Source organism: Hydrogenophaga sp. BPS33 (assembly GCF_009859475.1).
Classification (GTDB): domain Bacteria; phylum Pseudomonadota; class Gammaproteobacteria; order Burkholderiales; family Burkholderiaceae_C; genus Hydrogenophaga.
Genome location: NZ_CP044549.1, coordinates 4,199,788 through 4,222,547 on the forward strand (window position 1 = coordinate 4,199,788; position 22,760 = coordinate 4,222,547).

A 22,760-nucleotide genomic window follows, 5' to 3' on the forward strand; every position below is an offset into this window, starting at 1 on the left:
ACAAGGCGCTGCGCAACGTCATACTGGCAACGAGGAGCAAAGCGCCCAATGCCGTTGCGCTAGCCAGCCAAGAGCTCCGATACACACTGAACTCACTTGTCGGAAAAAAGCAAAACGATCTAGACGCCTCGGAACTTCTGGGCACGCGTTTGTGCAGGTGCATCCCAGACATGAATCTGCTCCATCTCCAGGCATTGGACAAGGCCCTGGACGCTCTCCTGAACGATCCCCAAAAGCAGCATGCGAAAGACTCTGTCCTCAACCACCTTGCCTTTGCGGTCAAGGCGGAACTTCTGAAGCGCCAGTCGGACGCGAGCGGCTGGGCGCAGGCAGCACCTCTTGGCACGGGCAAATTGCCCATGACCCCGTCGCGCATCGCGCACCTGCGCCAGCTGAGCGACCTTCGAAAGTCCGTCCAGGAATTGTCGGCGTTGATGCCGACCCACAAAAACGCAGACACAGGGCCACGACCACTCACGGGTACGAACAAGCAGGGGCAGGTTGAAGGCGCGCTGCCCGGAACACGGCTCACGCGCCAGCATCTGGAACACATCGAGAAACTGGCCAATGATGCGGCAAACCAACTGAACATTCATGCGCTTGAGTTGGCGGCAGACGCAGTCCATGACCTGGTGCCGAAAAAGGTCACGCAGGCATCGATGGACAAGCTGAAACAAACGTACGAAGCGGTTGCCTGGCTCAAGCAGGAGCAGGGCGGCTTCAAAACCGGGAGCGATTTGGAGCATGTACACAACGCGATCGAAACATTCATCAAGAAGACCGACCTCGCCATCGTTGACAGCCTTATCGGCGAGGCGCGTCCCATCACGGTGACCGCCTTGAAAGATTGGGAACTTATCGGTCTGAAGCAGAGAATCGGCGCGCAAGACTACAAGCCGGATTTGCTCTTGTCCGTATGTGAAATGGTGGAGATGGAAATCTCCACCCACAAAGGAAGATTGTTCAAAAACTTCAGTCCCGACCTAGGTGAATCGATCAAAAGGGCGGCTGAAGAAACCGACGCGGAGGGCTTGCTCAACTGCCTCCTGCGTGAAGCCATGCACACCCACGCAGCCGTGACGGCATTGGCCCCCATGGGCAAATCTATGAGCGACGAAGAGCTCACTGGACACTTGCGCACAGCGCTGAGGGGCTCTCCATTTGTAAAAGGCCTCGCGAATGCACAAAGTTTGCACCGATGCTTGAACAGCGGTGATGGCAAGCTCATGCGCGAGCTGCTGTCACCGGCGGCTTCAAATCCACAAGCGGCATTTGCCGCCCGTTTTCTGAATCTGTTGGATACCGCTCTCAATGCGTGGCTTCCTGTGCAGCAAGCGCCATCGCAACAAACGCCTAGAAACGTAAAGCAGCTGACACCCGCTGGCGTCGTAGCATTGCGCACCATCCTGCAACTGGATATCAATAAAAGCGCGAAGACCCCTGAAACCAGGTTCAAGGACCTCGGTCCACGCATCATGCTCTACAAGGGCATCCTAGCGAGGGCTACAGCACAAGCCTCTAATCCCAGGAAAGTGCTCGACGCCATCTCGTTCATGCTCACAGTGACCAGCGATGCCACCGGGTTGATGGAGCTACAGATGGCGAACGCGCCCATGCTCAAGAGCACCGACGCAAGCGTGAAGCTTCGAGCCAAGAAGCTGGCCGAAGCATTGGAACCGGCGCTGCTGCAGGCCACAACACCCGGCACCATCGCCGAAATGCTGCTCGACGAATTGCAGGAGTTTGACGCGCTGCTGAAAAAACGCGTGACGCTCGCCACACCGGATCCCAAACACACCCGGTTGCGCACAGCCGTGGATGCCCAGATCCGCCTGCGCATAGGCCGAGCGAAGACCGAGTTTCAAGCCGCGTTGCGTGCAGCGATTGCCGAACCCAAGGCGAGCCAGTTGCCAGCCAGACTGCTGCACTCCTCAAACCAGGCACATGCGGCCGCAAAAACCTTCGCAAGCTTGAACAATCCGTTCGACGACACGGTACTTGACCAGTGGATCAGCGAGGTCGTTCAAAGCACGAACCCCAGCAATACCACGGCCTTGCAGCGCGACCTGACCCATGGGCAGGGACGCCGGATTATCCAGGGCCTGACGAATCGCAAACAACTTCGGCAAGCCAATCCCAGGGCGCAGTTCGCCTTCAACTACCTGGAAAAGCTGGCCGCAACTGTCAACACCCACCTGGGACCGCTCGACACCACGGCAGATAAACAGCCAAATCCTCCCACGAAGGCCTCGACCCAAGTTGCGCTGAGGCGCTACCTTCACATCGGCGTTCAGAAAGCAGGCAATGTCGTCAAGTACTTCGACTTGCAGCCGGCCATTCTCGACGCCAGGGCCGCGGTGGCCCAGGCAAGCGGCCGTGACTTGAAGGCGATCGGGATCGATGAGGAAAAGGCGTTGAAAGCGCAGTGTGCGCTGTTGCTGGACACCACGATCGACATCCAGGAGCTGCAAGGTTTGCAGACTGTCGTCCGTGGCTTGGACAACAGCACGGCAAAGGACGGGCTTCCCCAAATGGCGGAAGACGCATTGGCATACGCCAAACTGCACCACCCCATTGCGTAAAGCCGCGTCCGTACCGCTTGCGCCCACCCCAACGGGCCACCGGCTTGTTCAACGCTGGTGGTACCCAGCTGAAATGGGCGATAGGAGAAGCAAACTCTGTGGATGAACGAACGCCTTCTGGGCATTCTTCTGGACACCGACGTCCCCCCGTTTTCAGTAGCACTGGGCTTTGGAGTCCGGGGTTAATTTAACTGGCTTTTCATCAACGTCTTGGCGTAGGCCGCCGGGGTCAATCCGCCAAGGGACTTCTTGGGTCGCTCATCGTTATATTCACGGCGCCAAGCCTCGACGACCACACGGGCATGTGCCAAGCTAGTGAACCAGTGCTCGTTCAGGCATTCATCACGGAATCGCCCGTTGAATGATTCGATGTACGCGTTCTGGTTGGGCTTGCCTGGCTCGATCAGGAACAGTTGCACGCCCCGCGCATGCGCCCAAGTCAGCATGGCGCGGCCGCAGAACTCCTTGCCGTTATCGGTCCGAATCGCTTTGGGAAGACCCCTTGAGCTGGCGAGCTGCTCCAAGATTCGCACCAGTTGATTGCCGCCCAGTGCACGCTCCGACACGATGGCCACCGCTTCATGCGTTGCGCCATCGACCACCGTCAAGTTCTTGATGCTGCGCCCCTCGGCTGTGCGGTCAAATACAAAGTCCATCGACCACACCTGGTTGGCCTGCGTCGGCCGCTCCAATGGATGTCGCTGCGCCAGCGGGATCTTCTTGCGCTTGCGCTTCTTCACCTGCAGTCCGGCTTCGGCGTACAGGCGATCCACTCGCTTATGGTTGACGATCTCGCCGGCCTGGCGCAGCTTCAGATAGATCATCTCAGCGCCATAGCGGCGGTGGCGCTGCGCCAGGGCGATGATCTTGGCCTTGAGTGCGCAGTTTCGGTCTGAAGCAGGCTCGTAGCGGTAGGCGCTGGCGCTCATGCCAATGACGCGCAGCGAGCGCCGCTCGCTCAGTCCATGGTCAACCATGTGGCGCACCAGCTCCCGCCTTGCCGGTGCGCTCACCACTTTTTTCTCAAGGCTTCTTTCGTCACCTCGTTCTCCAGCATGGCTTCGGCCAACAGTCGCTTGAGCCGCCCGTTCTCTGCTTCCAGCTCTTTGAGCCGCTTGGCGTCCGAGACGCTCATGCCGCCGAACTTGCTGCGCCAGAGGTAGTAGCTGGCCTCGGAGAAGCCGTGCCGCCGGCACAGCTCCGCCACCGGCAAACCCGATTCCGCCTCCCGCAGAAAGCCAATGATCTGTTCTTCCGTAAATCGCTTCTTCACGTCCAATCTCCTATCGTTGGGGATTGGACTCCAAGCTCAGTCGCTACTCAAATCCGGGGGGACGTCGACGACACACGTATGGAACCCGATTGGATTTGCGCCCACTCACGATTGGGCAAGACATGCCCCCTCAAAGGATTCCAACATGCTCGCAGCGACCACCTTCGCCAAATTCATCAAGCGTCACCTGCACACAGAAGAGTCCGGCCCCCAAGAGCAGACAAGAACCAGGCGAAGTGCTCAGACCCAAGCACCCAGGTCTTCGTCTTCGAATGACCGCCACATTCAGCCACAGACCGCAAATTCTCCCAAGGCCACAATTCAACAAGAGGTTCGCCAAGCACTGGCAGACGCAAACAAGAACCTATCCAACGTGTTCCAGGCTGTGCTGTTTGACGAGGAGAACGATGTCACGCAGCGTTTGAATGAACTCGTCAACACGTTGAAGCCCTTGGGTACCAAGCTCGCACAAGAAGCCGGCCGCGGGAAAGGCAACCCAATTGACGATGCATCCAAAGCAAAAGAGGCTCAAAAAGCGCTTGAAGGAAAAGCCATGTTCAACGTAGTCGCGCGGCTTGTTCGCGAGCGAGTCTGCGGCGTGGAGCCGAGTCCAGGTATGCAACCGAAGGAGCTGGAAGTCCTGAGCAACAGGCTGCAAAAACTGGAGAAACCCGCTCCAGAAGGAGACGGCAGGATTGATTTTCTTGCGTACGCGGTTCGTGCCGCCCAGCTGATGCAGCAGGCTGACGCGGTGGAGTCTGGTGGTACGAAGTTCCAAGGAACACAAAACTTGGATCTGAGCAATCACGACCTTGCAGAACTGCGCGAGCTCTCCGAATTGAAGGGCCTTGCAGATAAAGTCGATGGGTACTTCGACAACTCCAGGGCCCAAGGAAAATGGCTTCCAGGCACAAAGCTCACACCAGCAAGGCTGAAGGCCATTCAGACGATGGGCAGCGCAGCCGACAACGCAATATCCAAACGCGCACAACAGCTGACCTCCGATCTGCGGGCCGCGTTGGGTAGGAAGCTGCAGCGAAGCGAACTCATGAAGTTGGACGAGGCGTTGAAAGATTGGCTGGCCGCGTTTCCGTCCGACGACAACCTGAAGGGGGCCAAGAAAACGATCGACGCACGGCTCAAAGCCCTTGACGACAAGATCACCAAGGACGTTATCGGTTCTGCGGATGTGCCCAATCTACAAAAAATGACGGAGCAAGAACTGGTAAAACTGAGAAACAAGATCGCTAAACGGCAGTACTTGCCTCCAGCGCTTGTGCACGCCAAGGGCGTGGTCGAGGGCGTCATCGCGCAGCGAAAGACTGCTGCAGAACACAAGGCCAGGGACGAATTTCAAAGTTCACTCTTGGCCACTACTGTCCGGTTAAAAGTCGAACAAATTCAATTGGTTAACGGCGTCGGGCATATCGGTCTGGGACGCGTCGGCCTGCAAGGCGCATGAAATCTCGGTTTTCTCGAAGACCGACACCGACAAGATCTGTAGACATGTGTAAAGCGAGACATCGAGTTGAAGCTCCTTCTTGACGATGGCAATGAGCACGTAGGTGGCCACGGCACACCACACCTGCGTCTTCACGGCGTTCTCGCTGTTGCCGAGAAACTTCTTGATGCGCAGATGCTGCTTGATCCATTTGAAGAACAGCTCGACTCGCCAGCGGCTCTTGTACAGCGCGGCGATCGTCAGCGCCGGCAGCGCCGTGTTGTTGGTCAGGAAGATCAGTGTTTTGCCGGACTCGGGATCCTTGAATCGCACACGCCGCAAATGCTCGGGATACTTCTTGGCCGAGTAGTGACCGTTGAGCATGACCTGCTGGTCGCTGATGACGCCAGTGCTGCGGTCGGTGGGTGCCGAGTAGACACGTCTGGCATCCATCGGCGACTTCGCGCGCGTAACGAAGAAGGCGCCAGCCTGGTGCAGCGCATACAGCCGTGCGAAGTCCACATAGCCGCGATCCATCACGTAGAACGCACCGGCCTCGAAACTCAGCATGTCCAGCACGTTCACGTCGTGCAGCTTGCCATCGCTGATGTGGATGAAGGCCGGGATAGCGCCGCGCAGATCCAGCAGCGTGTGCAGCTTGATGGCCGCCTTGGTCGATCGAAACGGTGCCCAGTCGAACAGGCTCAAGCACAGATCGATGGTGCTGGAGTCCAGCGCATAGACCGTGTTGTCCAAGTCGACGCCGAGCGCATCGTTCGCGTACAGCTTGCGTGCGCGCCGGATCAGCAAGGCAGCCAGGTCCGACCAGATGCGCCAGTCGCGCGATTCGTTGGCGTCGGCCAGCGTGGAGCGCTTGACCGCCGAGCGAAACCCCATCGCATACAGCTTGCCGGCATTGGCCGACAAGCTGGCCTCGATGTCGCGCAGACTCTCTCGCCAAGTCAGCTGCGCGAAGGCCATCGCCCGGAACTGCTCGGCGCACGACAGCGCTCGCACACCCGAGTTGCCTCCATGGCGCTGCACGATGCGCGCGAAGCTGGTCCATGGGACGAACTCCATGATCTGAGAAAACAAGGTCTTGCCGATGTGCACGCGCTTCCCCAGAGACAGTCAAGCCCGGGAAAGTACGCGGTTTTGGAAGAGCGAAGTTCAAATCGGCACCAAACGAAATCGGTCTGCAACCCGCGCCAATGCTTGATCTCAGGCTCGGCGCGGACCATTTAACCGGACAGTAGTGACTCTTGGCTGCCGTTCAAGTGACCGACGCGGACGAGATGCGGCTAAAACTCGTGGCCTGCGCGAAGCCATTGCGAGAGTGCACGAAGATGTTGCAGACGCTTGGCGAAGAATTGGAACCAGCAAACACCACTCTATGGATCGGGCAGGCTTTGCGCAACGTAGACGTTGCGCAGTTGGAGACCGTGCACGAGGCCCTGACCGAGCCAGAAGGCAAAGCATTTCTAGCGGATATTTCAAGTAGCAAGATCGCCTCTTCGAAACTGGCTTCTCAATACATGGGTCTTTTGGGCAATTACCTCGACGCGCTATTTCGAGGCAATCAAACGCCCCGGCGAAGCTGACCAAGCGGCTGCGGATTTGGCGATACCAGCACGTTCCAACGCAGCGATCGCATCCTCCCCCAACCCAGCCCGGGCCAACACGGCCCGGCTGTTCTCCCCCAACGCCGGCGCGCCCGCATCCGTCGCGCCGCCGTCGTGCTTTGCCGAGAAGCCGATGCCCCGCGTGCGCACCTCCCGCGTTCCCTGGCGGAAGCGGTAGTCGGGCAGGTTCACGCAGCCGGTATCGTCCACTTCCTTCAAAAACTCCTCCAGCTTGCGCACCCGCCCTGCGGGCACGCCGGCAGCGGCCAGGGCTTCTTCCAGTGGTGCGGCATGGCGCTGCGCGAAGGCGGCGCGCAGGCGTGCCGAGACGTACTCGCGGTCATTGGGCACCACGAAGCCGTTGGGTGCGTTGAAGGCGGTGAGGTCGAGCGCGCGCGCGTCGTCGCACAGGGCTTCGATGCCGAGCGCCGCCGCCAGCCGCCGAAACTGCGCCGGGGTGTTGGCCGCCACGGCGATCCAGCCGTCCGCACAGCGATACGTGTCGGCCGCAGGACTGCCGGTGTAGCCCCGGTTGCCGACGCGCCGGGTTTCGGTGCCGTCGGTGAGGTAGGCGCAGGCGTTGGGGTACATGAGCATCAACGAGGCCTGCACCATGGACGCATCGATGTACTGGCCAGCACCGTCGCGCGCCTTGCGGTGCAGTGCGGCCACGATGGAGAGCGCACCCAGCATGCCGACCGCCACGTCGATCACGGGGAAGCCGACCTTGAGCGGCGGCGCGTCGTCGCCCTCGCCGGACATCATCATCATGCCGGTGAGTGCCTGCACCACGTGGTCGTAGGCGCCACGCTGCGCCCAGTTGCCTTCCTGTCCAAAGCCGGAGATGGAGCAATAGACGATGTCCTGCTTCACGGCCTGGATGGATGCGTAGTCCAGGCCGTAGCGCGCCACCACGCCGGGGCGGAAGTTTTCGATGAAGACGTCGGTCGACGCGGCCAGTGAGCGGATGAGCTCGGCGCCAGCGGGCGTGCGAATGTCCAGCGCGAGGGACTGTTTGCCAGCGTTGATGGCGGCGAAGCCCGTGGGCGTGTCGGTGTCTTCACCGCCCTTCATGGAACGCATCACTTCGCCGGAAACCGGTGGCTCCACCTTGATCACTTCGGCACCGAGCTGGGCCAGGTAGAACGACGTGAGAGGCCCGGCGATGACGTGCGACAGGTCGAGCACGCGGATGCCTTCGAGTGGCTTGGACATGGTGTCTCTTTGGCTTAACCAGCGGTGACGCCGGTGAGTTTGATGATGTCGGCCCACTTGCGGTATTCACGGCGCACGAAGGCCGCGTCGGCCTGCGGGCTCGCGCTCTGGGTCACGCTGTTGCCCGACGCCTCGAACAGCGGCGCCACGGCGGGCAGCTTGAGCGCCTGCGTGGTGGCGGAGAAAAGCTTGTTCACCGCCTCGGCTGGCGACTTGACCGGTAGCCACAGGCCGAACCAGAACTCCTGCACGGCGAGGTCGCTGCGCAGCACGGACTGCAAGGTGGGCACCTGCGGCAGTTGCGCCATGGGCGCCGCGCTGGTGACGGCCAGCGCGCGCAGCTTGCCACCCTTGACCTGCGGAATCGCGGTGCCGGCGATGGTGAAGGCGAAGGCGGTGTCGCCACGCAGCAGGGAAAGCGGAATTTCCACCGAACCCTTGAGTGGCACATGCACGGCACTGGCGCGCAGCAGCGACACCAGCGTGGCGCCGCCCAGGTGGGCCGCGGAGCCAACGCCGCCCGAGGCGTAGTTCAGCTGGCCGGGCTGGGCATGCAGCGCGGCCATGAGGTCTTGCACGGTGCGGTAAGGCGAATCGGCCGCGACCACAAGCACGCTGGGCGAGGTGCCGATGACCGTGACGGGCGTGAAGTCGTTGACCGGATCGAACTTGAGATGGGGCTGCAATGCCTTCTGGATCAGGTGCGAGTTGGAGCCCATCAGCACGGTGTAGCCGTCGGCCGGTTGATGGGCCACGTACTGCGCCGCGAGCACGCCGCCGGCGCCCACCTTGTTCTCCACCACGATGGGCTGGCCCAGGGCTTCACCGAGCGAGGGGGCGAACTGGCGCATGAGCACGTCGGGTCCACCGCCCGCGGCGTAGGGCACGACGGCTCGCACCGGTCGGGATGGGTAGGGATCTGCCGCGCGCGCCATGCCGCTGGCCAGGAGGCCGCCGGTGCCGAGGGTGCTCGTCGCACCCAAGGCGCCCAGGGTGCGCAGGCAGAACCGGCGCCGTTGCTGGAAGTCAAGCTTCGTGGTCATCTTGTCTCCTGGTGGTTGTGACGAGATCGTAGGCACGCCGCCCATAATCTGGAAATATCCAATACGAAACTGGCCATTCGGATCCGATATGACAACTTCCACGCGCATCAACCGCTTGCAGATACGGCATCTGCAGTTGCTGGACCACATCGTCCGGCTGGGCTCCTTGAGCGCGGCCGCCGCCGGCATCGGAGTGAGCCAGCCGCGTGCCACCAACATGCTGCGGGAAATGGAAGACGCCTTTGGTTGCGCGCTGCTGGAGCGTTCATCGCGTGGCGCGCGGTTGAATGCCGCAGGCGTGGTCGCACTGGAGCGCCTGCGCATCGCCTTGGGCGCGCTGGACGCGGCCTGCATCGCGCTGCAGCATCGCCAACCCCGACCCGTGGTGCGACTGGGCGTTCTGCCCCTGGTGGGCATCGACCGGCTCAGCCGCCTCGTGGCCCAGCTCGAAGCCGACGACACGCTGCCCCGGCTGGTGCTGCGGGTGGGCACAGTGGGCGAGCTGCTGGCCATGCTGCAAGCCGGTGAGGTGGACGCAGCGATCTGCAGCCTGGACACCAGTCGCGCCAACTTGCCCGACGGCGATCGCCTGCACATGGTGAACCTGTGGGAAGAACAGGTGCTGATCGTGGCGGCCAAGAACAACCCGCTCACCCGACGCCGCCGAGTGAGCTTGAAGGATCTGCTGCAGCACCCCTGGTTGCTGATGGCCGGGCAAAGCGCCAACCGCCAGGCGCTGGAGCGCAAGTTCCTGCAGGCCGGGTTGATCCCGCCCGAGCCTCAAGTGCAAACCGATTCGCCGCACATCTGCCTCGCGCTGGTGGGCGCCAGCCGGATGGTGGCGGCGGTGCCCGAGAGCGCCTACCGCCAGGCCGCAGACCGCGTGCGCCGTGTGCGGGTGGACTGCGTGTTTCCCTCGTCGTGGATCAACCTGATCACCTTGCGCGACGTGCCGGTGCTGCCTTTTGTGAATGAGCTTGCGAGAAGACTGTTGAATACAGCGCGGTAACGGGCGTGGCTGGCAGCATCCGAGGAACTCGGTGTGTGGCCATGGTACTTATGGGGCAACAGCCCAAAGGATCGACCATGGCCATCATCGCCAGCCTCGCACGCAAGATTCTTAACAAGAAGCACGAACAAGAGCCGAAGGCGCCAAAGGAGACGTACGTCCAACAAACGTCCGCCAAGCAGCGCGTTCCCTGTGGCAGAACCGAGCGCCCCCCCATCGTGAGCGGGCGTGCCATCGAGAAGGAAGACGCCAGCCCTGCTCGCGCGCACATCGATCGCGTCTACCCACAGCGCTTGATGACGTCAAGCAACGGCAGTTGAAGATGGCGCGAGAGAGCTTGAACGACCAGGAAGGCAAGCAGATCCGAAAAGATCTTCTGGACAAGAAGAGCTTGGCCGCTGCACAGCAACAGGATCCTCAAAAGTTGAAGACTTACAAGTTTGATTCCGAACAGGACCTTCGGTACGTGGAGCTGTTGAGCAAGCACCTCGATGGATGGGTGTGACTTGAAGCGCTGGCGCAGCCCCTAAGGCCAAATCTGCAAAGGAATGGTTTTGTCACAAGCTTCCTCTTCCTCCTCCCGAAACTCCCTCACGGGCAACGACGTCGACAACTTCGCTCCGCTCAGCGCCACCACCAAAACCACCAAAAAAGAAAGCACGAAACGCAGCGGTAGCACAGGCCGCACCGCCGACAACCTTCCCGCCCCACCGCGCCCCTTGGCGACCCGCGTGATCCAGGTGCTGCTGCCCAAAAAGAACTTCGCCGCATGGGAGAAAAGAAGCGCCCTGAGAACGGCGGACAAGCACTTGTTCGCGACCCTTCGGGCCGTCAAATCCAAAGACCCCCAGGCCGCGACAGACGCCTGCGCAAAGGTGCGGGCGGCACTGGATCCGCTCACCCGGCATTCAGACACCCCCGACGCGGATTTCCAAGACATTTGCGGCCGGCATTTCTTGAAGTACGTGCCCAAGCTTTCCGACGACAATCTCGAGCGCCTGGACAGGCTCCTGGAACAGCAGACAAAGAGCCATTCAAACGACGCGATTCGGCTCATGCAGTTCTCGGTCAAGGCCGAGCGGCTGAAACGCAAGACCGATGACGTGCAACAGAACCTCACCGACCTGAGCGGCCCGAAGAAGGTGTCCATCATGGAACTGAAGGCGGGGGAACTGGGCGGCTTGGCGGACCTGCAACCCCTCGCGGACGAACTGGTGGATATGCTGCCCATGCTGGCGGACACGGACGGTGCGCTTCCTGGAACACAGTTCAACAAGGACGAACTGTTCGATATCCAGCACCATGCCACCGATGCCGCGAACGCATACCGGAGCGTCACGACGGATGCCGCCCAGTTGCTGAAAGCAACGCCGGCCAGCGTCTCGACCATGCAGGTCGACATGCTCAGGAAGCTGTACGCAGCGCTGGACTTGGAAGGCGCATTCGGGGACACGCCCGACCCCACGCATGTGCCGCTGCGGGAAGCGGTACAGGCGCGGTTCGAGGTCCTCACGAACGCGGGCGCCGAGACCGTGGTGGGTCCGTTGGCCGGATTCAAGGTGGATCGGCTGACGAACGACCAACTCGCCACGGCCAGGGACCGGATCGAAGCGCTACCGCTGCGCCCCATCGAAGTCGCGAAGACCATCCACGACCAAATCGCCTCCCGCAAGAACAAGGCCAGACGCGAGTTCCAAGCGGCGCTGCGTGCAATTGAAGGTGCCGCCCCGAGCAATGTGCCAGAAGGACTGCTGCAGTCCGCCACCAAGGCACAAGTGGCCGTCCACACCCACCAATTGTTCGACGGCCCATTCGATCCCCCGGAGCTGGGCGATTGGATCGGCACCGCGCTTCAACAATCTCGTTTGAAGAACTTGCAGCAGAGCCTGGCCACCGGCCAGGGCCGCTTGATCCACGTCGCGTTGATCAACAGCGCACAAACCCGACAGAGCAGCGAAAGAGCGGCCTTCGCCTTCGACTACCTGAACACGTTGAACAACGCGTTCCATGCCGCCGAGCCCCGTCCCTCGGGCCGAAAAGCACCCATGGCCGTAGAACCGGTGGCTGTGCATGCGTTCACCCATGTTGCGTTGGCGCGCCACCTGCATCTCCAAGTCAAGGCAGGCACCTCACCGCTCGAACTCGACGACATGACACCGTCCATCGATGCCGCCAGGAGGTTTCTGGACCAGGCGGGCAAAGGCTCCGTATCTGTGAAGGAGCTGATCACGCACGTCGAGCTGCTGTTGAGCGCCTCGCCCGACACCGAAGAACTGGAGAAGATGAAGCTGGCGATCGAAGGGGCGATCAAAACACCTGTCGACCAGGGCGACCGCACGAGGCTGAACAGCCTGCTCAAGCGGATGAACTTTGAACTGCGCCCACGCCAAGCGCCCTCCACGCCGTCCACCTGAAGAGCCCCGAACGCTACAGGCTGTGCCGGATGACGAGCTCGTACGGAATGCGGCGTGTCAACGCGTCGATTTCGCCGGTCTCGATCTTCTGAACCAGCATCTCCCCCGCCGCCCGGCCCAGCTCCACGCCGTTTGTTTTCACGGTGGTGAGGCCCGGCGGCACTTCGGCCGCAATTTCATAGTCACCCCAGCCGGCCACGGCGAAGCGCTCGGGCACGCTCCATCCCCGGCGCATGCATTCGAACAGCGCGCCTGCGGCCATCACGTCGGTGATGCAGCACAGGCCTTGCAGCTTCGGCTCCTGGCGCAACAAGGCTTCCATGGCCAGGCGGCCGCCCGCGAAGCCGGCGGACTCTGGCGCGAGGAAGATCAGGTCGCTGCGCAGCCCGCCGTCTTCCATGGCTTGCTGGAATCCCCGCTGGCGTTGCAGATAGCGTTCGCTGTTCGGCTCGTCGTGCCCGGCCCAGCCGATGTGGCGCAAGCCTTTGCGAACCATCAGCTGTGCCATGTCGCGCGACGCGTCGAACAGGGAGAATCCCACAGCCATATCCAGGTTGGGTGATGCATCGCGCCAGGTTTCGACAACGGCCACGCCCGATTGGCGGATCAGCTCCAGGCTCAAGGGGCTGTGCTCGCCATCGGTCAGCACGATGCCGGCCGGCCGGCGCCCGAGCAGTCCCCGCAGCACCTTCTCTTCGCGCTCCATGTTGTCGGTCTCGGCGAGCAGCAGCTCGTAGCCACGGGTGTGCAGGTAGTCGCCCAGGCCCTTGAGGGTGCGGGCGTAGTTCGAATTGCGCAGCGAAGGCACCAGGGCCGCGATCATGCGGCTGTTGCCCGATGCCAGGCTGCTGGCGATGAGGTTGGGCACATAGCCCAGGGCGGCAGCCACTTCCAGCACCTTCTTGCGCGTGGCGGGCTGCACGCGCTGCGGATGCTTGAAACAGTTGGACACCGTCATGGGCGAAACGCCCGCGGCAGCGGCCAGGTCGGCCATGGTGGCTTTCGCGCGGCGCTCGCTCTTCATGTCGCGAACGCTTGCATTACAGGAAATTGTAGCGCTACAATTTGCCTGTCTATCCGGTTTGACAACTTCATCCGTGCCTCTAGTCGTGTGTGGATCTTGCCATGTTCATTGAAAGCAAGATTTTATAGCGCAACAAAAGGGCACGTTCCGCCACCCCTGCCTTGTCACGAGCCATGAAACCTTTCGTCCATCTTGCGGCGCTGTGCGCGCTCACCTTTTCCATGCTGTCCCATGCGGACACCTTTCCCAACAGACTGATCAAGATCGTGGTGCCCTTCCCGGCCGGCAGCGACCTGGACCCGATCGCGCGTGGCCTGGGCGAGCACTTCCGCGCCACGTGGGGACAGCCATACATCGTCGAGAATCGCGCCGGTGCCAGCGCCCAGATCGGCACTGGCCACGTGGCCAAGCAGCCCGCCGACGGCCACACCTTGCTGATCTGCTCGCCCGGTCCGATCACCATCAACCCGGGTCTCTACCCCAAGCTGCCCTACACGGTCGGCAAGGACATCGTGCCCGTGGCCCAGCTCGGCACGACGTCGATGGTGCTGGTGGCCAGCAAGCGCATGCCGGTGCGCACGTACCCCGAGTTCGCCGCGTACGCCAAGGCCAACCCCGAGAAGATCTTCTATGCGTCGGCCGGCGCCGGCAATCTCACGCATCTGACGGCGGAGTTGTTCTTGCGCCAGGCGGGTCTCACCGCGCTGCACACGCCCTACAAGGGCGGGCAGGCGGCCATCAACGACCTGCTCGGTGGCCACGTCGACCTGTACTTCAACCCCTTGCCGTCGGCGCGCGGCTATATCCAGGCGCAGAGCGACAAAGTGACGGCGCTGGCGGTCACGTCGCTGGAACGCTCGCCCTTTCTGCCCGAGGTTCCCACGCTGAACGAGCTGGGGCTCAAGGGGTTCGATGTCTCCTCCTGGTATGGCCTGTGCGTCCACGGCGATACGCCGCGCGACATCGTGGAGAAGCTGAGCAAGGAAAGCGCCCGCGCCCTGGCCGGCCCGGAGCTGCAGGAACGCCTGCGCGCCGTGGGCACGACGCCGAGCACCCTGACCAGCGCGCAGTTCGGCGAGCAGGTGCGACGTGAGAGCGCCAAGTGGGCGGCGATCATCAAGGAAAAAGACATCAAGGCCGATTGATCGAAAGCGCCGCGCACCATGACGATCCCCGACATCGCCGGTGGCCTGCCGGCCATCGACCACCACTCCCACGCCTCGATGGCGCGGTTTCGCACCGTCGAGCAGATCGAGCGGCATTTCTCCACGGCGCATCTGGAAGCCAACGTGCCAGCCGAGGTATACGACCAATACATCGGCGCGCGCAACCAGGGCGACACCGCCACGCTGGAGCGCTTGCAGGCCGAACACGGCACCGAGACGCTGATGCAGAAGGGCGTGGAGTTTCGTTCGACCACCTTCTTCTCGCGCGCCCTGCGCGATGGCAGCCGTGCGCTGTACGGGTCCGAAGGCGACTGGGACTCGCTGATGGAACGGGCGCGCGACTGGGGCACGCGCGAACCCTGCTACGCCTACGACCAGGCGGCGCGCGTGGCCAACACGCCCGTGGTGCTGACCGACGTACCGCGCATCGACCGCACGCTGTGGGACCCGAAACGCTACCGCCAGATCATGCGCATCGACGGTTATGTCTACCCATTCCACAGCGGCCAGACCCGCGCCTTGCGCGGCACCGAGTTCCAGCGCTTTCACGCAGGATTTGATGCGGTGCTGCGCGCCGAGTTGGCGCGGGATGGCATGGACGCGCCGCCACCCACCTTCGATGCGTACATCCAGTTCATGGACGCTTCGTTGGAGCGGCGCGTGCGCGAGGGCGTGGTAGGCCTCAAGATCGCATCCGCCTATGTACGCCCCATCGACTTCCAGCCTGTGGACACGGCAAAGGCGGCCACCACCTACGAAGCGCTGGCCGCCGGGCGCGAGGTGGACCGCCGGCCGTTCGAAGACTTCGTGGTGCGCCGCTGCGCGCAATACGCCGCCGACCATAAGCTGCCCATGCAGATCCACGTCGGCATGGGCCACCCGGAACCCGGCATGCTGGTGTCCAACAGCGGCCCTCTGTTGCTCGAGACCTTCCTCAACATCCGTTCGCTCAACCGTTTGCAGGTCACGCTGCTGCATGGCGGGTATCCGTTCTCCAGCCAGGTCGCGTCGTTGGTGCAGACCTACGGCAACGTCTTCCTCGATTTCTCGTGGATGCCCTACCTGCACCACTTCTACCTGCGCCAAAAGCTCACCGAGTGGCTGGAGATCTTGCCGGCCAACAAGCTGCTCTACGGCTCGGATGCGGGGGCACCCGAATTCCACGTGGCCGCGGCGCACCACGCGCGACAGGCGCTCAACGAGGTGCTGAGCGACGGGCACCGACGCGGGGTCTGGAGCGGCCGTCAGGTGGAGTGGCTGGCGCAACGGGTGCTGTGGGACAACGCTGCCGACCTGTACGGGATCGAGGACTGAGCACCGAAGCCCCCGCGAAACGACGACAGCACCGCGCCCGGCATGCCGGGCAACGCGGCCTTCACACCCCACCGCGAACTATTCGAGAGCGCCAACAGCGGGTTCGCGCTCGAATGCTGACCCCGCTGTAGCGCTCGGAACCCGGCACCCCCAGGGGTTACGCAGCGTCCTCTCCACCACGAAAGGACGATCCATGCGCCCCACAAACCCAACTCCAAAAAACCTCAACACATCATCCACCCAGGACACCAAAGAATCGGGGTCTTCCAGCGGCAAGTCTGTCGAGAAGGAAAGGCCAACGGCAATGTCCTCAAAGTCAAGTTTGCCAAACACTTCGAATCGGCGAGCCGTCTGATCACCCAGATAAGCCCCAGAGGCAAACGCGCAGCCAAAGCAGAAAAGAATGCTGCCAGCGCAGATGCCCAGGAACATCCGGACAAAGCCGGCAAGCCGCAGTCGGCACCCACCACCACCACGACGACATCAACAGGGCAGCTGGGGACCACAACGACCACCACCACAGCAACGACAACCCACACCAACACCACGACGACGCTGGCGGGCTATACGGCAGCGCCCGCCGACGCCAGCAAAGTCTTGAAGGCCCTGGTGGATGCGCTTCAACAGCCCACCCCAGCAGGCTTGGACTCCGTCGCAGTGCGCGGCGCGTTTTTGAGCCAGCAGATCCCGGGCATGGACCACACCGAACTCGACGCGTTGAACCGCCACCTGGACCAGTTGAGCGCGGATGATCTGCAAGATCCGGCCATCGCCCATCTCACCGTATCCGTGAAAGCCACGCTTCTGGACAGGCATGTGCGCTCGAATCCCATGCTGAGCGACGCGCTGGATCCGAACACCACTATCAAACTCTCGAACTTGAGCGCGCCCGACCTGGCCGCACTCGTCGGGCTGCAACAGGATGCCCAGAACCTCAGCCGTCCCCTGAATTTCAGCCAGATCTACCTGTCTCAGACCGACGATGAACCCACAGGCCTCATACCGGGCACGAAGGACTTCAGCTTCGAAAGATTGAACCACATCGAAGCCACTGGCAAGGCAGCCAAGGAACAGCTTCTCGATCGCGAGTACGCTGGAGATTCGGCCGCCAAGCAGGCCCTTCAAAACATGAGCGTGCGAGACGACGAATAGGTGAGATGCGCACGCGCCTGACGCGCCAAGGCTTCAGGCGCTGGCCTCACCCGCAATCTGCCGCAATGCCTGCTCGAACACCGCCGCCGGTTGCCCGCCCGAGATCAGGTGGCGGTCGTTGATGATCACCGCCGGCACGGAGCGGATGCCGTGCCCCTGGTAGAAGGCTTCGCGTTCGCGCACGTCCTGCGCGAATTCGTCGCTGCTCAGAATCGCTTGGGCGCGGGCCTCGTCCAAACCGGCTTCGCGCACACAGGCGAGCAGCACGTCGTGGTGCCCCATGGCTTCGCTGCGGGTGTGGCAGGCCGCCATCAAGGCCTTCTTCAATGCATGCTGTTGGCCGGGCGCTCCCTCCTCGTCGGCCCAGTGCAGCAGGCGGTGCGCATCGAAGGTGTTCCAGATGCGGCCGCGCCCTTCGGGGTTGAAGGCGAAGCCTACTTCCGCACCGCGCGCGCGGATGGTGTTGCGGATCTGCGCCTGCTGTTCGGGCGTGGAGCCGTACTTTTCCGCAAGGTGTTCGCCGATGTCCTGGCCGCCGGGGCCCATCTGCGGGTTGAGTTCGAAGGGTTGGAAATGCAGCTCGGCGCTCACGTGGTCGCGCTGGAGGGTCTGCAAGGCCTCTTCGAGCGCGCCCAGGCCCACGGCGCACCAGGGGCAGGAAACGTCGGACACGAAATCGATCTTGAGGGGGGTGGTGGAGGTGTTCATGGAGGCGATGGTAGGCCGGCTCCCAAGCCCGCAGGCGCGCCAGGGACTCCCGAAGGCCTTGGGCCACAATGTCGGCTTCCCCAACGCAACGCCGCCCATGACCGACCGCTACGCCGTGATTGGCCACCCCATTGGCCACAGCAAGTCCCCCCTGATCCACGCCATGTTCGCCCGCGCCAGCGGCCAGGACATGGCATACACCGCCATCGAAGCGCCGCTGGACGGTTTTGCCGACACGGTGCACGCGTTTCGCGCCAGCGGCGGGCGCGGGGTGAACGTGACCCTGCCTTTCAAATTGCAGGCCTGTGAAATGGCCACCGAGCCGACCGCGCGCGCGCGTCTGGCCGGCGCGGCGAATTGCCTGAAGTTCGAAGAAGGCGGTCGCACCCTTGCGGACAACTTCGATGGCGTGGGGCTGGTGAACGACATCCAGCGCAATCTGGCTTGCCCGATCGCGGGCAAGCGCGTGCTGCTGTTGGGCGCGGGCGGCGCCACGCGCGGCGCGCTGCAGCCGATCGCGGCCGAACGCCCGGCCCTGCTGGCCGTGGCCAACCGCACGCCCGAGAAGGCGCACCAGTTGCGACACGACTTCGCTGCCCACGCACCGTTGCAGACCGGTGGCTACGAGACGCTGCTCGGCCAGTCGTTCGATGTGGTGATCAACGCCACGTCGACCGGCCTTTCACAGGACCGCCTGCCATTGCCCGAAGGCCTGTTCGCACCCGGTGCGCTGGCCTATGAGATGGTGTACGGCAAGGGCCTCACGCCCTTCCTGAAGCAGGCGCAGGCGGCTGGCGTGGCACGCGTGGCCGACGGCGTGGGCATGCTGGTGGAACAGGCGGCCGAGGCTTTCCTGTGGTGGCGCGGCATGCGACCCGACACCGGCCCCGCACTCACCACCCTGACCGTGCCGCTGGTCTGAGCCAGACCACGATTTCACCCCACCACCTCCCACGAAAGACCCGAGAGACCCATGCCCACCTTGCTGCTGCTCAATGGCCCCAACCTCAACCTGCTGGGCACCCGCGAACCGGGCATCTACGGTGCGACCACACTGGCCGATGTGGAGGAACAGGCCCGCGCCACGGCGCAGCGCCTGGGCTACGGGCTGGAAGCTTTCCAAAGCAACCACGAAGGCGCCCTGATCGACAAGATCCACGAAGCCGGCCGCCGCTTCAAGGACGGCGACGTGGCCGGCGTGGTGTTCAACCCCGGCGCGTTCACGCACACCTCGGTGGCGATCTTCGACGCCATCAGCGGCGTGAAGCCCTTGCCGGTGATCGAGATCCACATTTCCAACGTGCACACACGCGAGGCCTTCCGCCACCATTCCTATGTGTCGCCGGCAGCGGCCGGCATCGTGGTGGGCTTCGGCACCGACGGCTACACCCTGGCCATCGAAGGCCTGGTGCGCAAGCTCAAGGTCAGCGCCTGAGCGCCACCGGTGCAGAGCCGCCAGTTCGTCCAGATCGTCGCGCTCTCTGCGCTGTGGGGCGCGTCGTTCATGTTCATCCGCATCGCCGTGCCGCTGATGGGGTCGATGGTGGTGGCCGGCCTGCGCGCGGCACTGGCCAGCCTCACCCTGGTGATCATCATGGCCGCGATGCGCGAGCCGTGGCCTTGGCGCCATTGGCGCGAACTGCTGCTGCTGGGCACGACTTCGGTGGCCGCGCCGTTCCTGCTGTACTCCTGGGCCGGGCTGCACCTGCCTTCGGGCTACGGCGCGCTGCTGAACACCACGGCGGTGATCTTCGGCATGCTGGCCGCCGCCTGGACGAAGGAAGACACGATCACACCGCGCAAGCTGCTGGGCTGCGTGTGCGGCTTCGTGGGCATCGCCCTGATCGTGCAACTGGGTCCGGTGCAGATCACCACCACCACGCTCGCCGCAGCCCTGGCTTGCGTGTTCGGTTCGTTCTGCTACGGCGTGTCCACGCCGCTGATGAAGCGTGCCACCACGCGCATGCAGCCGCTGGCCATCGCGGCCGGCCTGCACCTGGCCGCCATGCTCCTGCTGTTGCCCGGCAGCCTGTGGGCACTGCCGCAGGCGCGGTTCACGCCGGGCGCCGTGGCCGCCGTGGTGGTCATGGGCATGCTCACCTCGGGCGTGGCCTATTGGGTGCACCTGCGCATCATCCGCGTCGTGTCGCCGGTGGCGGCGATGAGCCCGATTTTTCTGATCCCCGTCTTCGGCGTGACCTGGGGCCATCTCTTCCTGGGCGAGGCCCTGTCCTCGGGCATCTTCCTGGGCGGCGCGCTGGTGCTGCTGGCCGCGGCACTGGTGACCGGCTTCAACCCCTTGCGGCGATGGTGGCCCGGCACGCCCCCACTCTGAAGCTGACGCGCGCGGTGGTCCGGCCTATACTGCACAAATGAACGAAACGGTACATTCCAGACGGCGCAGCGCCCGCAACGCCGCGCCCGCGAAGGAACCCACCCGCACCAACGACCCGGAGCGAACCATGGCCAACATCATGGAAGTAGCCATTGCCGAGTTCGCGGAGAAGGGACTGGCGGGCGCGCGCATCGACGAGATCGCCGCCGCGACGCAGACCAGCAAGCGAATGATCTACTACTACTTCGGCAGCAAGGAGGGCCTGTACCTGGCCGTGCTCGAAGAGTCGTACCGGCAGATGCGCGAGATCGAAAGCCAGCAGCACCTCGAGGACCTGGAACCCGAGGCCGCGCTGCGCAAACTGGTCGAGTTCACGTTCGACCACCACGCCACGCACGAGAACTACATCCGGGTGGTGATGTCGGAGAACATGAACCGCGGCCAGTACCTGGCGCAGAGCCAGACCATCCAGCAGCTCAACGTGCCGGCGATCTCGTCCATCCGCAAGCTGTACCAGCGCGGCGTGGCTGCGGGCGTGTTCCGCCCCGGGCTTGACGCGATCGACATCCACGCGTCGATCTCGGCCTTGACGTTCTTCAATGTGTCCAACCGCCACACCTTCGGCCTGATCTTCAAGCGCGACCCGAGCGAGCCCAAGGCCGCCGCCGCGCGGCGCGCGGCCATCACCGAGATGGTGGTGCGCTATGTGAGCTTGAACACGGCCACCGCGTCCACCATCTGAGCCGCCTGCGACTTCAGGCTGGAGGCGGCTGCGGCGCTCTGCTCCACCAGCGCCGCGTTCTGCTGCGTGGCCTGGTCCATCTGCGTCACGGCCTCGCCCACCTGGGCCACACCGGAACTCTGTTCGACGCTGGCCGCGCTGATCTCGCCCATGATGTCGGTCACGCGTTGGATCGAACCCACCACTTCGGCCATGGTCACGCCCGCCTGGTCGACCAGGGCGGCGCCCTGCTCCACGCGGCCCACGCTGGCGGTGATGAGCTCCTTGATCTCCTTGGCGGCCTGCGCGCTGCGTTGCGCCAGGTTGCGCACTTCACCCGCCACCACCGCGAATCCACGGCCTTGCTCGCCGGCGCGCGCGGCTTCCACCGCCGCGTTGAGCGCCAGGATGTTGGTCTGGAAGGCGATGCCGTCGATCACGCTGATGATGTCGGCGATCTGGCGCGAGCTGTCGTTGATGCCCTTCATGGTGTTCACCACCTGCGCCACCACTTCACCCCCCTGGATCGCCACGGTGGACGCGCTCTTGGCGAGCTGGTTGGCCTGCTGGGCGTTGTCGGCGTTCTGCCGCACGGTGGAGCTCAACTCTTCCATGGACGCGGCGGTTTCTTCCAGCGCGCTGGCCTGCTGCTCGGTGCGCGCGGACAGGTCGTTGTTGCCCTGCGAGATTTCGGCGCTGGCGCTGGCCACGCTCTCGGCGTTGCCGCGCACGTTGGCCACCACGCGCACCAGGCTCTCGCGCATGGTGCCCAGGGCCTGCAGCAGCTGGGCGGCTTCGTCGCGGCCCTCGGCTTCGATGCGGTGGGTCAGGTCGCCGTCGGCGATGCGGCGCGCGTTCTCGGCAGCCTGGCGCAGCGGCAGGGTGATGGAGCGGGACAGCACGAAGGCGGCAGCCGCGCCGAGCAGCAGGGCCAACACGCCACCCACGATCAGGATGGTGCGGCCATAGGCGGCCTTTTCTTCCGCCTCCTTCAGCGCGTCCGCGAATAGGCCCTTCTGCCGCTCCTCGAGTTTGAAGATGGTGTTGATGTAGGTTTCGGCCAGGGGTTTGAGGTCGCGGTCGAGTGCGCCGCTCACGTCTTCGCCGGCCAGCCGCGCTTTCATCACGGTGGCGCGCGGCGTGCGATAGCCCTCGCGCGCGGCGTCGATGTCGGCGATCAGCTTCTTGCCGGTGTCCGAGTGCACCAGCTCCACCATGCGATCGCGCGAAGCCTGCGAGATCTTGGACGTCTCGTCCATGGCGGCCTGCCAGGTCGGGATGCGGCTGGTGTCCGAATCGAGAAGCGCGGCACGGGTACGGACCCAGTTGATGTCGATGGTGTTGCGCCAGCGCTCGGCCAGCTGCAGTTTCTCGCTCTCGGTCGTGGCGAGCCTGCGCGTGGTGTCGACCAGTTCCTGCAGCCGCCAGATGCCGATACCGGCCATGAGCGCGGTGATGAGCAGCACGAGTCCAAAAGCAAGGGCCAGGCGGCTGCCGACCTTGATGTCATTGAGTTTCATAGGGGAAGTTGGAGGTCGAAAACAGGAACCGCACGAAGGGCTGGAAGCATGGACGGCAACGCCTCGCGTGCGGTGCCGTGTGAACCTGCTGTGACATCGGCGGCTCCTGCCCGATCTTGAGCCATGGCACGGCGACAACCGGTCGCTTCACCTAGGGTAATTACCGATTCTTGTAAAACTAACCAGTTCGTACATTACAAAAAACAAACGGAAACCCAGGA

21 protein-coding genes and 1 pseudogene are annotated in these 22,760 nt (G+C 63.3%); 14 read left to right on the top strand and 8 right to left on the bottom strand.

The features are described from left to right. Positions 1-170 precede the first annotated feature (170 nt). Positions 171-2,582: a hypothetical protein gene (locus F9K07_RS19470; protein WP_159594999.1), complete on the top strand. Its 2,412-nt coding sequence runs from the start codon at positions 171-173 to the stop codon at positions 2,580-2,582. A 182-nt stretch (positions 2,583-2,764) separates the two neighbouring features. Here the strand turns inward: F9K07_RS19470 and F9K07_RS19475 are convergent, their stop codons facing one another. After that, complete coding sequence (locus F9K07_RS19475; protein WP_236581364.1) at positions 2,765-3,778, bottom strand: IS3 family transposase; 1,014 nt, start codon at positions 3,776-3,778, stop codon at positions 2,765-2,767. Next, positions 3,706-3,855: pseudogene (locus F9K07_RS31930) on the bottom strand (transposase); the annotation flags it as partial. The gene F9K07_RS19475 and the pseudogene F9K07_RS31930, both read right to left, overlap by 73 nt. A gap of 145 nt (positions 3,856-4,000) precedes the next feature. Between F9K07_RS31930 and F9K07_RS19480 the strand changes: the two are divergent. Further along, positions 4,001-5,317 carry a hypothetical protein gene (locus F9K07_RS19480; protein WP_159595001.1) on the top strand — a complete coding sequence of 439 codons (1,317 nt, stop codon included), beginning with the start codon at positions 4,001-4,003 and terminating at the stop codon, positions 5,315-5,317. Here the strand turns inward: F9K07_RS19480 and F9K07_RS19485 are convergent. Then, complete coding sequence (locus tag F9K07_RS19485; protein WP_159590777.1) at positions 5,240-6,409, bottom strand: IS4 family transposase; 1,170 nt, start codon at positions 6,407-6,409, stop codon at positions 5,240-5,242. The genes F9K07_RS19480 and F9K07_RS19485 overlap by 78 nt on opposite strands. A 149-nt stretch (positions 6,410-6,558) precedes the next feature. On the opposite strand from F9K07_RS19485, the gene F9K07_RS19490 reads away from it, so the two are divergent. Beyond that, positions 6,559-6,897: a hypothetical protein gene (locus tag F9K07_RS19490; protein ID WP_159595002.1), complete on the top strand. Its 339-nt coding sequence runs from the start codon at positions 6,559-6,561 to the stop codon at positions 6,895-6,897. Here the strand turns inward: F9K07_RS19490 and F9K07_RS19495 are convergent. Then, complete coding sequence (locus tag F9K07_RS19495) at positions 6,862-8,133, bottom strand: CaiB/BaiF CoA transferase family protein (protein WP_159595003.1); 1,272 nt, start codon at positions 8,131-8,133, stop codon at positions 6,862-6,864. The two genes, F9K07_RS19490 and F9K07_RS19495, sit on opposite strands and share 36 nt — an antisense overlap. Before the next feature lie 14 nt (positions 8,134-8,147). Next, positions 8,148-9,176, bottom strand: coding sequence for a Bug family tripartite tricarboxylate transporter substrate binding protein (locus tag F9K07_RS19500; RefSeq protein WP_201451454.1), 1,029 nt, complete (start codon positions 9,174-9,176; stop codon positions 8,148-8,150). 88 nt (positions 9,177-9,264) lie between these two features. On the opposite strand from F9K07_RS19500, the gene F9K07_RS19505 reads away from it, so the two are divergent. The 4 genes from F9K07_RS19505 to F9K07_RS19520 all read left to right on the top strand — a co-directional run bounded on the left by F9K07_RS19505 (position 9,265) and on the right by F9K07_RS19520 (position 12,599). After that, on the top strand, positions 9,265-10,185 hold the full coding sequence (locus F9K07_RS19505) for a LysR substrate-binding domain-containing protein (protein WP_159595004.1): 921 nt from the start codon (positions 9,265-9,267) through the stop codon (positions 10,183-10,185). 77 nt (positions 10,186-10,262) lie between these two features. Next, on the top strand, positions 10,263-10,505 hold the full coding sequence (locus F9K07_RS19510; RefSeq protein WP_159595005.1) for a hypothetical protein: 243 nt from the start codon (positions 10,263-10,265) through the stop codon (positions 10,503-10,505). Between the two features lie 17 nt (positions 10,506-10,522). Next, positions 10,523-10,690: a hypothetical protein gene (locus tag F9K07_RS19515; RefSeq protein ID WP_159595006.1), complete on the top strand. Its 168-nt coding sequence runs from the start codon at positions 10,523-10,525 to the stop codon at positions 10,688-10,690. A 49-nt stretch (positions 10,691-10,739) separates the two neighbouring features. Continuing rightward, the gene (locus F9K07_RS19520) at positions 10,740-12,599 is read left to right on the top strand and encodes a hypothetical protein (protein WP_159595007.1); all 1,860 of its coding nucleotides are present in this window, start codon (positions 10,740-10,742) and stop codon (positions 12,597-12,599) included. Positions 12,600-12,612: 13 nt separating this feature from the next. Here F9K07_RS19520 and F9K07_RS19525 read toward each other — a convergent pair whose 3' ends face one another. Continuing rightward, positions 12,613-13,623 (bottom strand): LacI family DNA-binding transcriptional regulator, encoded by a 1,011-nt coding sequence (locus tag F9K07_RS19525; protein WP_159595008.1) that lies wholly within the window; start codon positions 13,621-13,623, stop codon positions 12,613-12,615. Between the two features lie 173 nt (positions 13,624-13,796). Here F9K07_RS19525 and F9K07_RS19530 point away from each other — a divergent pair, with 173 nt between their 5' ends. From F9K07_RS19530 to F9K07_RS19545, 3 genes are all read left to right on the top strand, one after another. Beyond that, positions 13,797-14,768 (top strand): Bug family tripartite tricarboxylate transporter substrate binding protein, encoded by a 972-nt coding sequence (locus F9K07_RS19530; protein WP_159595009.1) that lies wholly within the window; start codon positions 13,797-13,799, stop codon positions 14,766-14,768. A gap of 18 nt (positions 14,769-14,786) precedes the next feature. Beyond that, positions 14,787-16,103, top strand: coding sequence for an amidohydrolase family protein (locus F9K07_RS19535; protein WP_159595010.1), 1,317 nt, complete (start codon positions 14,787-14,789; stop codon positions 16,101-16,103). 642 nt (positions 16,104-16,745) lie between these two features. After that, entirely contained in the window at positions 16,746-17,255 is a 510-nt protein-coding gene (locus F9K07_RS19545; protein ID WP_159595011.1) for a hypothetical protein, read from the top strand. Between the two features lie 33 nt (positions 17,256-17,288). Here F9K07_RS19545 and F9K07_RS19550 read toward each other — a convergent pair whose 3' ends face one another. Further along, positions 17,289-17,963 (bottom strand): DsbA family oxidoreductase, encoded by a 675-nt coding sequence (locus tag F9K07_RS19550; RefSeq protein WP_159595012.1) that lies wholly within the window; start codon positions 17,961-17,963, stop codon positions 17,289-17,291. A 97-nt stretch (positions 17,964-18,060) separates the two neighbouring features. Between F9K07_RS19550 and aroE the strand changes: the two genes are divergently transcribed. The 4 genes from aroE to F9K07_RS19570 are packed head-to-tail and all read left to right on the top strand — an operon-like array spanning position 18,061 to position 21,040. Continuing rightward, positions 18,061-18,885 carry a shikimate dehydrogenase gene (gene aroE / locus F9K07_RS19555; RefSeq protein ID WP_159597012.1) on the top strand — a complete coding sequence of 275 codons (825 nt, stop codon included), beginning with the start codon at positions 18,061-18,063 and terminating at the stop codon, positions 18,883-18,885. Positions 18,886-18,936: 51 nt separating this feature from the next. After that, complete coding sequence (gene aroQ, locus F9K07_RS19560; RefSeq protein WP_159595013.1) at positions 18,937-19,398, top strand: type II 3-dehydroquinate dehydratase; 462 nt, start codon at positions 18,937-18,939, stop codon at positions 19,396-19,398. 9 nt (positions 19,399-19,407) lie between these two features. Beyond that, a complete protein-coding gene (locus F9K07_RS19565; protein ID WP_159595014.1) occupies positions 19,408-20,298 on the top strand; it encodes a DMT family transporter in 891 nt (296 codons plus the stop codon). A 37-nt stretch (positions 20,299-20,335) separates the two neighbouring features. After that, on the top strand, positions 20,336-21,040 hold the full coding sequence (locus tag F9K07_RS19570; protein WP_159595015.1) for a TetR/AcrR family transcriptional regulator: 705 nt from the start codon (positions 20,336-20,338) through the stop codon (positions 21,038-21,040). Here F9K07_RS19570 and F9K07_RS19575 read toward each other — a convergent pair. After that, complete coding sequence (locus F9K07_RS19575; protein ID WP_159595016.1) at positions 21,001-22,539, bottom strand: methyl-accepting chemotaxis protein; 1,539 nt, start codon at positions 22,537-22,539, stop codon at positions 21,001-21,003. The genes F9K07_RS19570 and F9K07_RS19575 overlap by 40 nt on opposite strands. Positions 22,540-22,760: the final 221 nt, after the last annotated feature.